This window comes from Sphingomonas sp. GW821-FHT12D09, from assembly GCF_058807215.1.
Genome location: NZ_JBXAQL010000003.1, coordinates 148552 through 160445, shown reverse-complemented (window position 1 = coordinate 160445; position 11894 = coordinate 148552). Strand labels below are relative to the sequence as shown.

Annotated in this window: 9 protein-coding genes; 6 read left to right on the top strand and 3 right to left on the bottom strand. The window is 66.2% G+C overall.

Going from position 1 to position 11894, the window contains the following annotated elements; translation table 11 throughout:
* Positions 1-54 precede the first annotated feature (54 nt).
* The 3 genes from queF to AC1RPL_RS14335 all read left to right on the top strand — a co-directional run bounded on the left by queF (position 55) and on the right by AC1RPL_RS14335 (position 4237).
* Positions 55-501, top strand: a complete 447-nt coding sequence (gene queF, locus AC1RPL_RS14345) for a preQ(1) synthase (protein WP_493070003.1) — start codon at positions 55-57, stop codon at positions 499-501.
* Positions 502-648: 147 nt separating this feature from the next.
* On the top strand, positions 649-2910 hold the full coding sequence (locus AC1RPL_RS14340; protein ID WP_493070001.1) for a glycosyltransferase family 4 protein: 2262 nt from the start codon (positions 649-651) through the stop codon (positions 2908-2910).
* Positions 2911-2950: 40 nt separating this feature from the next.
* Positions 2951-4237 carry a glycoside hydrolase family 130 protein gene (locus AC1RPL_RS14335; RefSeq protein WP_493069999.1) on the top strand — a complete coding sequence of 429 codons (1287 nt, stop codon included), beginning with the start codon at positions 2951-2953 and terminating at the stop codon, positions 4235-4237.
* 34 nt (positions 4238-4271) lie between these two features.
* On the opposite strand, the gene AC1RPL_RS14330 is transcribed toward AC1RPL_RS14335, so the two are convergent.
* Positions 4272-6311, bottom strand: coding sequence for an OPT family oligopeptide transporter (locus tag AC1RPL_RS14330; protein WP_493069997.1), 2040 nt, complete (start codon positions 6309-6311; stop codon positions 4272-4274).
* Positions 6312-6514: 203 nt separating this feature from the next.
* On the opposite strand from AC1RPL_RS14330, the gene AC1RPL_RS14325 reads away from it, so the two are divergent.
* The 3 genes from AC1RPL_RS14325 to AC1RPL_RS14315 all read left to right on the top strand — a co-directional run bounded on the left by AC1RPL_RS14325 (position 6515) and on the right by AC1RPL_RS14315 (position 8533).
* Positions 6515-6847, top strand: coding sequence for an ArsR/SmtB family transcription factor (locus tag AC1RPL_RS14325; protein WP_493069996.1), 333 nt, complete (start codon positions 6515-6517; stop codon positions 6845-6847).
* Positions 6844-7272, top strand: coding sequence for an SRPBCC family protein (locus tag AC1RPL_RS14320; RefSeq protein ID WP_493069994.1), 429 nt, complete (start codon positions 6844-6846; stop codon positions 7270-7272). Before AC1RPL_RS14325 ends, AC1RPL_RS14320 begins: the two co-directional genes overlap by 4 nt.
* Before the next feature lie 196 nt (positions 7273-7468).
* Positions 7469-8533 carry an AI-2E family transporter gene (locus tag AC1RPL_RS14315; protein WP_493069993.1) on the top strand — a complete coding sequence of 355 codons (1065 nt, stop codon included), beginning with the start codon at positions 7469-7471 and terminating at the stop codon, positions 8531-8533.
* Between the two features lie 37 nt (positions 8534-8570).
* Here AC1RPL_RS14315 and AC1RPL_RS14310 read toward each other — a convergent pair whose 3' ends face one another.
* Complete coding sequence (locus AC1RPL_RS14310; RefSeq protein ID WP_493069992.1) at positions 8571-10238, bottom strand: helicase HerA-like domain-containing protein; 1668 nt, start codon at positions 10236-10238, stop codon at positions 8571-8573.
* Between the two features lie 71 nt (positions 10239-10309).
* Positions 10310-11806, bottom strand: a complete 1497-nt coding sequence (locus AC1RPL_RS14305) for a Do family serine endopeptidase (protein WP_493069990.1) — start codon at positions 11804-11806, stop codon at positions 10310-10312.
* Positions 11807-11894 lie beyond the last annotated feature (88 nt).

The following is an 11894-nucleotide window of genomic DNA, read 5'->3' as shown; positions in this document are numbered from 1 at the left end:
GGCTCTGTGTCCTAGGAGGATGGAAACGCGCGCGCAAATGCCTACATGGCGCGCATGGACGCCAAGCATCTCGGAAAAACCTCGACCCTTCCCGCCACGCCGGAAGAGGCCGAGCTGGATTATGTGCCCAATCCCCGCAAGGGCACGCACTATCTCATTCGCTTCGCGGCACCCGAGTTCACCTCGCTCTGCCCGATCACGGGCCAGCCGGATTTCGCGCATCTGGTGATCGACTATGTACCCGGCGATACGATCGTCGAATCCAAGTCGCTCAAGCTGTTCCTGGGATCGTTCCGCAACCACGGCGCCTTCCATGAGGATTGCACCGTCGGCATCGGCCAGCGTCTGTTCGACGAAATGCAGCCGCTTTGGCTCCGAATCGGGGGCTATTGGTATCCGCGCGGTGGAATCCCGATCGACGTGTTCTGGCAATCTAGTGCACCGCCGGAAGGTGTCTGGGTACCCGATCAGGGCGTTTCCGGCTATCGTGGACGCGGCTGAACGCCAGATTTACAACGGTTCGTCCGAAGCGTATCATGCTGCATCGCACCATGATGAAACCTTATTGAAATCAGTGAGTTTGGAGAGGCGAGACGAGTCATCCCACGCAAAATAGTTTTTGCGGCAGCGAAAGGAAAGATCGGCGCAATGAAAGCCCCGAACGTCCATCACATAGCGCTGATCGGTAACTTCATGCCGCGCAAGTGCGGCCTCGCTACCTACACCACCGATACCTACACGGCCCTCAAGCAGCGCTTTCCCGATCTTCGGGTCGATGTCTTTGCGATGGACGACCATGTCGGCCGCTATGACTATCCCGACGCGGTGACCCGCGCGATCCCGGAGCAGGATCGCGCCGCCTATCTCGATACTGCCCGGCAGATCGAAGCTTCGGGCGCGCAGGCGCTGTGGATCCAGCACGAATACGGCATCTATGGCGGCCCGGCGGGCGAGTATCTGATCGCGATGCTCGACCGGATCTCGATTCCGGTTATCGCAACGCTGCACACGGTGCTCGAAAACCCCAATCCCGACGAGCGCCGCGTGATGGAAGCGTTGCTGCGCCGCGCGTCGCGCGTGATCGTCATGGCCGAGAAGGGTCGCGAGATCCTCAAGCGCGTCCACGGCGCGGACGACAAGAAGATCGCGATGATCCCGCACGGAGTGCCCGATCGTCCTTTTGCCGATCCGGAGGACTTCAAGGCGCGCTTCGGCTGGCAGGGCCGCGAAGTGATCCTCACCTTCGGCTTGCTCGCACCGAGCAAGGGCATCGAGACGGTGATCGAGGCGATGCCGGCGATCGCCGCCGCGCGGCCCGACTCCCTCTATGTGATCCTGGGCGCGACGCACCCCAATCTGGTCGCGCATGAGGGCGAGGCCTATCGTGATCGCCTGAAGGCGCAGACTGCGGCGCTGGGCGTGGCGGAGAACGTCACGTTCATCGACGGGTTCGTCGAGCAGGACGAATTGCTCGATTATCTCCAGGCGGCGGACGTCTATGCGACGCCCTATCCCAACCCCGCGCAGATCACTTCGGGTACGCTTTCCTATGCCGTCGCCGTGGGCAAGCCGGTGGTCTCGACTCCCTATGTCCATGCGACCGAGATACTGGCGGACGATCACGGCGTGCTCGTCGGTTTCAACGATAGCGCGGCCTTTGCCCGCGAGATCAGTCGCCTGCTCGGTGACAAGGCTGCGCGCACGGCATTGGCCGAGCGCGCCTATGCCCGTGGCCGTACGATGCTCTGGCCCCGCCTCGCCGAAACGGCGATGGACGCGCTGGTCGGCATTGTCGCGTCAAAGCCGCGCCGCTTCGCCCGCCCGGCCAAGGAGTTTTCGCCGCTAAAGCCCGATATCGCCGCCGTCGAGCGGATGAGCGACGCGACCGGCATGCTCCAGCATTCGATCTTTTCGGTACCCGATCGCCGCCACGGCTATTGCATCGACGACAATGCCCGCGCGCTGATCCTGATGAGCAGGATCGAGGAGATCGACGAGACGCTGCGCGACAAATGGACGAGCGTCTATGCCGCCTTCGTCCAATATGCGTGGAACCAGGACGTGCGCCGCTTCCGCAACTTCATGAACTTCGACCGGACCTGGTGCGAGGATGTCGGATCCGAGGATTCGAACGGCCGCGCGCTCTGGTCGCTGGGTGTGACGGCGCGCGATGCCCGCGCGCAGAAGCATCGCGACTGGGCCTCCGCCCTGTTCGATTCGACCGCTTCGATCGCACTCGAGCTGGGCAGCCCGCGCGCCCGCGCCTTTGCGATGCTCGGCGCCGCCGCGATGCTCGATGCGCATCCGGGCCATCCGCTCAGCCGCGAGATACTCACCCGGTTCGGCGAGGAGCTGATCGATCTGCTCGACGCCAATCGCCGGCCGGAGTGGAGCTGGTTCGAGATCGTGCTGGCCTATGATAATGCCCGCTTGCCCGAAGCGCTTTTGCGCGCAGGCGTGGCGCTCGGCCGCAGCGAGTTCATCAGTGTCGGTCTCGAGACGCTGGAGTGGATCGTCGCGCAACAGACTTCGCCCGAGGGCCGCTTCCGGGCGGTGGGGTCCGAGAGCTTCGGCCGCCCGTATGCGCCGCCGATGCAGTTCGACCAGCAGCCGCTCGAGGCGCAGGCGACGGTCGAGGCCTGTGTCGCTGCGCATGAGGCGACGGGCGATCAGCGCTGGGTGGACGAAGCGACGCGCGCCTATCGCTGGTATCTCGGCGCCAATGACCTCGAACTGCCACTTGCCAGCGCGCAGGATGGCGGCTGTTTCGACGGGCTGATGCCGCACGGCCTCAACCGCAACCAGGGTGCTGAGTCCATTTTGGCGCTTCAATTGGCCAATTGCGCGATTTCGGCTCTTTCAAAAGTGACCGGAAACGTGGCAACACCCATTCGAGCCGCAGTGGCGTAACGACTTTCGCGCCGGCGCGGGGACAATGGCTGGGAGCCGAATGCTCGAACTGTTCAATCATGCGCTGCGCCTGCGGGCGGATCCCTCTCGCGTCGTGGTGCGGCCATTCCATATCGCATGGGCGTCCAACGGTTCGGGGCCAAGCCGCAGCGAGCGGCTGGTGACCGAAGTGCTGGCAATGTCGCCGGGCGAGGCGCGCAGCCAGCTGGAGATCGTCCTCAAGGACTTCGAGGCGCGTCACTGGCAGACGCGCCGCGTGTTCATGACGCGCTATGACGAGATCGAGGGGATGCTCGGGCTCAACGGCAGCGAGATCGGCGATGAGAAGCGCCAGCTGATCGGCGCCTATTTCTGCCACGAGTACAGCTACGCCGCCGCCGCGTTGATGAACCCCAGCGCCGTGCCGCACTACGACCAGACCGGCATGCCGCCAGGGTCCTTGCGCATCCTGATGAGCCTGCGTGCGGTGGGCGAGGGGCACATCTCCTCGGTCGCCTTCCGCGAAGGCATCATCACCGACGGCAACGACCTGACGCTGGCGCCCGAGCCGCCCTTCGCCACCGCCGCGGATGCCCGCGAAGAGGACGAGGAGCATATCCCCGAGGGACCGGTCACGGTCTATCGCCACCGCGATTCGACGCTTTCGGGCACAGTGATCTTCCCGATCACCAAGGCCCAGTCGAACGGCCTCGAAGACCTGCGCATCACCCATTTCCGGCACGAGGACGGGCAGGAAGAATGGATCGGCACCTACACCGCGTATAACGGCTCGGTGATCCAGTCCGAGCTGCTGCGTACCCGCGACTGGCGCACCTTCGACTTGGTGCCGATGTCGGGCAGTGCGAGCCGCAACAAGGGCATGGCGCTGTTCCCGCGCACTGTGAACGGCAAGTACATGATGCTCGGCCGGCAGGACGGCGAGAACATCTTCCTCCATTCCTCCGACGACATCACCAGCTGGGAAGGCGGCGAGCTGCTGATCAAGCCGCAATATCCCTGGGAGCTCGTCCAGATGGGCAATTGCGGCCCGCCGATCGAGCTCGAGGAAGGCTGGCTGATCCTTACCCACGGCGTCGGCGCGATGCGCAAATATTCGATCGGCGCCGCGTTGCTCGACAAGAACGATCCGTCCAAGGTGCTGGCCCGCTCGAGCGAGCCGCTGCTCGCCGCGGCGGATCAGGACCGCGAGGGCTATGTGCCCAACGTCGTCTACACTTGCGGCGCGATCAAGCATGGCGACACGCTGTTCATCCCTTACGGCGTGGCGGACAGCTCGGTCGCCTTTGCCTTTGTGCCGATTAGTACGATCCTCGAACAGATGAAGTGAGCGGCGGCGGGGATCGCCCCGCCGCCTTCATGGATCACCGGTAAGTGGCGATATCGTCCGCAGGCGTCTCCGGCCCTGCGCCGGCGGGCGTGCCGCGAACCAGCGTGCGGGTGAGCGCGTACGAGACTGCGATCAGCCCGAAGAACAGCAGCGGCGCAATCCACATCGCGATGCTCTCGAAGTTCTCGCCCATCACCGCCAGCGGCGCGTCGTTGGGCGGGATCGGCGCATTGCGGTTGGCCCAGGCTAGGATGCCGGCGAACGCCACGCCGAACAGGCTTTCGCCGACGATCAGGCCCGTGGCGGCAAGCACGCCCATCCGCTCGGCGAACTCCGGGTTCGCCTGGCGCTTGGCCCAGCGATCGTAGAAATAGCCGATTCCCGCGCCGACCGGGATCAGCAGGGTCAGGCCCATCGGCAGATAGATGCCCATGCCGACGGCGAGCGGCGGCAGGCGCATCTTGCCCGATTTGCCCAGTACTTCATCGATGACGATCACGCCGACGCCGATGAGCGCGCCGATACCGATCAGATTCCAGTCGATGTCGCCGCCGAGAACGCCCTTGGCGATCGACGAGATCAAAGCGGCCTGGGGCGCCGAGAGCGCATTGGGGCCTGCACCGGGCATGCCGACAAAGCCCAAGGTGTTCTTGAGCAGATCGAGCACCAGTGGGATCGCCAGGCTGCCGAACACCACGCCCAGGATCAGCGCCAGCTGCTGCTTCCACGGCGTCGCGCCGACCAATTGCCCGGTCTTGAGGTCCTGGAGATTGTCGTTGGAGATCGTCGCGATCGAAAAGATGATCGCCGTGGTGAACAGCGCATAGGCGATCAGCGCATTGGTGCGTGCCGGATCGGCCTCATGCCCGAACACCGCGACCAGCAGCAGCGAAGCGCCGAGCACCGCGAGGATGCCGACGCCCGAAACCGGCGAGTTGGACGCGCCGATCAGACCGGCCATGTAGCCGCAGATCGCCGCGATCAGCACGCCGACGACGAGGATATAGCCGATCGAGCCGCCGATCACCGCGAGCGGATAATCATGCACCGGCCCGCCGGCCGAGAAGCTCCACAGCAGCCAGCCGATCGGCACCAGCGTGGCGAGGGTGATGAGGGCGACCACGCCGATCGGCATGTCGCGTTCGGTGATGTCCATCGCTTCGCCGGCCTGGCGAGCGCGCGAGGCTGCGAGCGCCGAGCGCAGGCCCGCGATGATCGGGCCGATGATCTTGAGCAGCGACCAGATCGCCGCGACGCCGATCGTGCCGGCACCGATGAAGCGCACCTGGCCGCGGAACGTGCCGCCGACCAGCGCATCGACGCCGGCGCTGATGTCCCCGCCCGAGGCGAAATACGGCACCAGCACGGTCCAGGAGATCAGCATGCCGAAGAACATCGCCGCACCGACCGAGATACCGACGAGATGCCCGACGCCGATCAGGAGCATCGACCAGCTGGTCGACCAGCCGGTGGCAGTGCTGCCCACCGCGTAGTTCTTGCCTGCCTCTTCTGCGACGAACTTCATCTTGGCGAGCAGGGCGAAGGCGCCGGAGAAGATCGTGCCGACGATCAGCGTGCGCAGTCCGGCGCTATTCTCCTTGTCGCCGGCCCCGGAATTGGAGCCGACCTTGAGCACTTCGGCGGCGGCGACGCCTTCGGGATAGGGCAGGTCGGTACCGGTCACCAGCGCACGGCGCAGCGGCACCGAGAACATCACCCCGAGCACGCCACCGGTGATGCACACCGCGACCGTGGTCCAGTAAGGGAAACCCGACCACCAGCCGACCATGATCAGGCCGGGCAGCACGAACACGATCGCAGCGAGAGTGCCCGCGGCGGACGCGATCGTCTGGACGATGTTGTTCTCCAGGATCGTGCCGCTCTTGAACGCCTTCAGGATCGCCATCGAGACGACCGCGGCGGGGATCGAGGTGGCGAAGGTCAGGCCGACCTTGAGCCCGGCATAGACGTTCGCCGCGGTGAACAGGATGGTGATCAGCGCGCCGAGTACGATGCCGCGCAGCGTGAGCTCGGCCATCGGGCGAGTCGATTCGCGAGACGATTCTGGGGTCATCGGCTCAGATCTCCACCCGGAAATTCACAAAAGTCACGACACCTACGCGCGTGCGCGTGCTCGCGCGCGAGGAGCCGTTCGTGGCGGCGCGCTTGGTAAGGAATGCGTTGGTCATCGCTTGAGCCTGACATTCCGAGCCCGTGTAGGACAGCATTTTTTGCACACCGGTTGCTTTCGATAACCATATGGTTATGATCTGACCTATGGAGCCGCTTGCCCCCGCCGCCGCCGATGCGCTGTTCCGCGCGCTGGGGGACCCCACCCGCCGCGCGCTGTTCGAACGACTGGCGCGGTCGGAGCTGACCGTGCGGGCACTCACCGACGGCGCGGGGATTTCGCAGCCGGCGGTCTCCAAGCACCTCGCGGTACTGCGTGGCGCCGGGCTGGTGTTCGACCGGCCACAGGGCCGCGAGACGCATTACCGCGCTAACCCCAAGGGGCTCGCGCCCTTGCTCGACTGGATGCGGCTGCACGAGACCCTATGGGCCGGCAGCTTCGACCGGCTCGAAGACCTGCTCAAGAGGATGGACCAATGACCGAGACGCGGACCTTGGTGATGGAGCGCGAATTTCCGCATGCTCCGGACAAATTGTGGCGCGCGATCACCCAGCCGCATCTGATCGCGGAGTGGCTGATGCCCAATGACTTCATGGCGGAGCCCGGTCATCGCTTTACGCTGCAGAGCCAGGCGTATCCCGGCTGGGATGGACAGATCGATTGCGAAGTGCGCGAGATCGAGCCTGGGCGGCAGCTTTCGTACAGCTGGGACACCGGCGGCGGGGAGCAGGCGATGCCGCGCTTCGAGTCCGTCGTGACGCTGACGATCGAGGCGGTGGCGGGCGGCACCCGACTCAGGATGGAGCAGACCGGGTTCACCAACGACAACAATTATGGCGGCGCGCGCTTTGGCTGGGGCAAGTTCCTCGATCGGCTGGAGGGGGTTGCGGAGGGGATGGAGTGATATTCTTCCCCGCCATCTCCACCTCCCCGTCATCCCGCGAAGGCGGGGATCCAGAGCCAAGCAGGACTGGCAGGGCAGAGTAACCCTGAATCCCGCCTTCGCGGGGATGACGAATAGGGAGTTAGGACGGCAAATAGGGGGCAGGGACGGCGAACGGGGAGTTGAGGCGGGCGAACGTCCTGCTACGCTCCACCGCATGGACACTGCAATTGAACGGGCGCAGCGCGCTGCCCGGCTGGCGCTTGTCGGCGCACTTCTCCTCATCGGCCTTTGGGTCGCGCATGGCTTCGTGCCCGCCCTGCTCTGGGCGGTGGTGCTGACCATCGCAGTCGATCCGCTGCATCTGAAGCTGCGCGCCTGGCTGCATGGCACGCACCGGATCGTGATCCCGCTGATCATCACGGCGCTCGCCGCGCTGGTCGTGCTGGTGCCGCTCGGCTTCGGCGTTACCCAGGCGTTGCGCGAGGCGCAGGATATCAGCAGCTGGATCGGCATGGCCCAGGCACAGGGCGTGCCGGTGCCGGACTGGGTGGCGAACCTGCCCTTCGGCAGCGAGGCAGTGCGCAGCTGGTGGGACACGCATCTCGCCCGGCCCGAGGATGCGGCCGAGCAGCTCCGTTTGCTGAGTGGAGGGGAATGGCTGACGCACTCCCGCGCCATCGGCGCCAATCTCGCGCACCGCGCGGTGGTGTTCAGCTTCACCTTGCTGACCCTGTTCTTCGTGCTGCGCGACCGCGATGCGTTACTGGCGCAGGGGCGCCGCGCGGTGCTCAAGCTGTTCGGGCCGACCGGCGAGCGCGTCGGGACCCAGGCGATCCGTTCGGTGCGCGGCACGATCGACGGGCTGGTGCTGGTCGGGCTCGCGGTCGGCGCGCTGATGGCGATTGTCTATCTGGTTGCGGGCGTGCCGCATCCGCTGCTGCTCGGCGCGGCGACGGCGATCGCGGCGATGATTCCGTTCGGCGCGCCGGTGATCTTCGCATTGGCCGCGGTGCTGCTGCTGCTGCAGGGCTCGGTGGTCGGCGCGGTCGTTGTTGTCGCGATTGGCGCGACGATCATTTTCGTCGCCGACCATTTCATCCGCCCGGCGATGATCGGTGGGGCGACGCAGCTGCCGTTCCTGTGGGTGCTGATCGGGATTTTGGGCGGCGTCGAGACGCTCGGCCTGCTCGGGCTGTTCATCGGGCCGGCGGTGATGGCGGTGCTGGTGATGCTGTGGCGGGAGTTTCTGGCGGTGTCGGTGGTGGTCGGTCAGGAGTGAACTAAGCCCCTCCCCCTTGGGGAGGGGCCTTTACGTATCACCGTCCCTTGAACAACCCGCCCAGCACGCCGCGGACCAGCCCGCCGACGATCCCCGCGCCTGCCCCGCGCGAGCTGCCGAAGATTGCCTTGGACACTTCGTTCGCCACCGCGCGGCCGGCCGCCGACGAGGCGGAGCGGGTGGCGCCGGTGATGGCGCGGTTCCAGGGGTTGTTGGCCGCCTCGCGCTCGGATGCGCGCTGGGCCTGGGCGTCGAGCCGGGCCTGGCGATCGGCATCGCGCTGTTCGGCGAGGCGCTGGCGCTCGGCTTCCTTGGCCAGGCGGGCGTCTTCCTTGGCCTGGGCGGCGGCGGCCTTGTCGGCCTCGGTCTTGGCCTGGGCTTCGGCTGCGGCGGCGGAGGCTTCGGCCGATTTGGCGGCGAGCAGCTCCTCGGCAGATTCGCGGTCGACAAGCGTGTCGTACTTGTCGCCGATCGCGTCGGTCTGGATCAGGATCTTGCGTTCCTCCGGCGTGACCGGGCCGACGCGGGTGGCAGGCGGGCGGATCAGCGTGCGCTGCACCGGGCTGGGCGCGCCATCCTCCTGGAGCAGCGAGACCAGTGCCTCGCCGACCTTGAGCTCGGTGATCACGGTGGCGACATTGACGTTCGGGTTGGCGCGGAAGGTAGTGGCGGCGGCCTTCACCGCGGCCTGGTCGCGCGGGGTGAAGGCGCGTAGCGCGTGCTGGACGCGGTTGCCGAGCTGGCCGGCGATCGTGTCAGGCACGTCGATCGGGTTCTGGGTGATGAAATAGACGCCGACACCCTTGGAGCGGATCAGGCGAACGACCTGCTCGATCTTTTCCAGAAGGGCCTTGGGCGCATCGTCGAACAGCAAGTGCGCCTCGTCGAAGAAGAAGGCGAGCTTGGGCTTGTCCGGGTCGCCTACCTCGGGGAGGGATTCGAACAGCGCGGAGAGCAGCCAGAGCAGGAAGGTGGCGTAGAGCTTGGGCGACGCCATCAGCTTGTCGGCGGCGAGGATGTTGACGACGCCGCGGCCCTTGTCGTCGGTACCGAGCAGATCCCCGATCGACAGCGCCGGCTCGCCGAAGAAATGGTCGCCGCCCTGGCTGCGCAGCTGGAGCAAGGCGCGCTGGATCGCGCCGACCGACTGCTTCGAGACATTGCCATAGGTCGAAGTCAGCTCGTCCGCGCGCTCGGCGCAGTGCGCGAGCATCGACTGGAGATCGTCGAGGTCGAGGATCAGCAGCCCGTCCTTGTCGGCGACGGTGAAGGCAATCGTCAGCACGCCCGCCTGGACTTCGTTGAGGTCCATCAGCCGCGACAGGAGCAGCGGGCCCATCTCCGAAACGGTGGTGCGGATCGGATGGCCCTGCGCGCCGTACAGGTCCCAGAACTGCACCGGCGAATCGGCATAGGCCCAGCCCGCCATGCCGATCTCGGCCGCACGCGCGGCGAAGATCTCATGCGTCTTGGCGGTCGGCGAGCCGGCCATGGCGAGGCCGGACAGGTCGCCCTTCACATCGGCGACGAAGCAGGGGACGCCGGCGTTGGACAGGCCCTCGATGATGCCCTGGATCGTGACGGTCTTGCCGGTGCCGGTGGCGCCGGCGATCAGCCCGTGGCGATTGGCGCGCCGGAGGACCAGCGCCTGCGGATCGGCACCGCCGGGGCCCGCGCCAATGAAGATGCCCGTCTCTCCTGCCATTCCAGCGACTCCTTGTTGGAGGACTGGAGTAGAGGAGAAACGGGCATTCGTCAGCCCGATGGGGCTTGGTTTTAGTTGATCTGCACCGAGACGAACTGGCCGATCTGGCGGCGCTGGACCCAGAGCAGGACGTTGGACTTGCCCGCGGCCTTGGCCGCTGCGACTTGCTTGGCGACGTCCGCCGCGCTAGCGACGGGCACGCGGTTGACCGAGGTGATCACGTCCCCGCGCAGCACGCCCTTGCCGGCCGCGTCGCTCGCCGGGCTGGTCTGGACCACGACCACACCGGTGGTGTTCGGGTTGACGCCGACGCTCTGCGCGATTTGCGGGGTCAGCGGGGTCACCTGGATACCAAGCGAGGCCGCGGCCATCGTATCGGCATCGGCGCCCGGCGCAGGCGAATTCTCGTCGTTCGGATCGAACTGGGCGAGCTGCTCCTCGGGCGGGCGGGTGCCGACGGTGATCGTCACCGTCTGGCGCTTGCCGTCGCGGTAGAGATCGAGCGGGATGCGGGTGCCCGGCTTCACATTCGCCACCAGATAGGACAGCGTCTGATCGGGGGTGACGTCCTTGCCGTCGACCGCGACGATCACGTCGCCCTGCTTGAGGCCGGCCTTCTCCGCCGGCTGGCCCGGCTCGATGCGCGCGACGACGGTGCCGCGCCCCTTGGGCACGCCCAGGCCGTCGGCGATGTCGTCGGTCAGGTTCTGCATGCCGATGCCAAGATAGCCGCGGGTGATCTTGGCGCCCTTCATCAGCGTGTCGATCACCGGCTTGGCTTCTTCCGCGGGAATCGCAAAGCCGATGCCGACATTGCCGCCGGTGGGCGACAGGATCTGCGAGTTGATGCCGATCACGTTGCCGTTGAGGTCGAACATCGGGCCGCCCGAATTGCCGCGGTTGATCGAGGCGTCGGTCTGGATGAAGCGGTCATAGGCGCCGCCCTGGCCGGTGACGCGGTGCACCGCCGAGATGATGCCGGCGGTCACCGAGCCGCCCAGGCCGAACGGGTTGCCGATCGCGACGACCCAGTCGCCGACGCGCGACGCGCCCGAATCACCGAAGCGGACGAAGGGCAGGTTGGCGCCTTCGATCTTGAGCACGGCAAGGTCGGACTGCGCGTCGTTGCCGATCAGCTTGGCCTTGAACTCGCGCTTGTCGGGCAGGGTGACGGTGATCGATTCGACCGTCGCGCCCTTGGCGCCCGCCGAGATGACGTGGTTGTTGGTCACGACATAGCCATCGGCGGAGATAATGAAGCCCGAACCGAGCGATTCGGCCTGGCGGGTGACCGGCTGGTTGCCTCCGCCGAACGCCTCGAACGGCGTGCCGGCAAAGGGATTGGCGTTCATCGTCACGCGCTGGGTGGTCGAGATGTTGACCACCGCCGGCTGCAGCTTGGCGACCATGTCGGCGAAGCTCATCGGCGCCCCGGCCTTGGGCGCGGCCGCCTGGATGGCACCCGGCTCGTTCTGCGCGGTCTGGGCGCCGGCGGGCTGATGGATGGTCAGCGTCGCGGCGGCGCCGCTCAGCAGAAGGGCGGTGGTGAGAGCGTAAGCATAACGCACGTGTGTCGGTCCTCTCAGACGAAGGAAAAGCGTTCGAACGGGGTTGTTGCGCCGAAATGCTGAACGGCGATTGAATATGAACGGATCG

What these genes read in the sequence shown, in the direction of transcription:
- queF (WP_493070003.1), top strand. Translation starts at nt 55, where the DNA reads ATGGACGCCAAGCATCTCGGAAAAACCTCGACCCTTCCCGCCACGCCG.
- AC1RPL_RS14315 (WP_493069993.1), top strand. Translation starts at nt 7,469, where the DNA reads ATGGACACTGCAATTGAACGGGCGCAGCGCGCTGCCCGGCTGGCGCTT.
- AC1RPL_RS14325 (WP_493069996.1), top strand. Translation starts at nt 6,515, where the DNA reads ATGGAGCCGCTTGCCCCCGCCGCCGCCGATGCGCTGTTCCGCGCGCTG.
- AC1RPL_RS14335 (WP_493069999.1), top strand. Translation starts at nt 2,951, where the DNA reads ATGCTCGAACTGTTCAATCATGCGCTGCGCCTGCGGGCGGATCCCTCT.
- AC1RPL_RS14320 (WP_493069994.1), top strand. Translation starts at nt 6,844, where the DNA reads ATGACCGAGACGCGGACCTTGGTGATGGAGCGCGAATTTCCGCATGCT.
- AC1RPL_RS14310 (WP_493069992.1), bottom strand. Translation starts at nt 10,238, where the DNA reads ATGGCAGGAGAGACGGGCATCTTCATTGGCGCGGGCCCCGGCGGTGCC.
- AC1RPL_RS14340 (WP_493070001.1), top strand. Translation starts at nt 649, where the DNA reads ATGAAAGCCCCGAACGTCCATCACATAGCGCTGATCGGTAACTTCATG.
- AC1RPL_RS14330 (WP_493069997.1), bottom strand. Translation starts at nt 6,311, where the DNA reads ATGACCCCAGAATCGTCTCGCGAATCGACTCGCCCGATGGCCGAGCTC.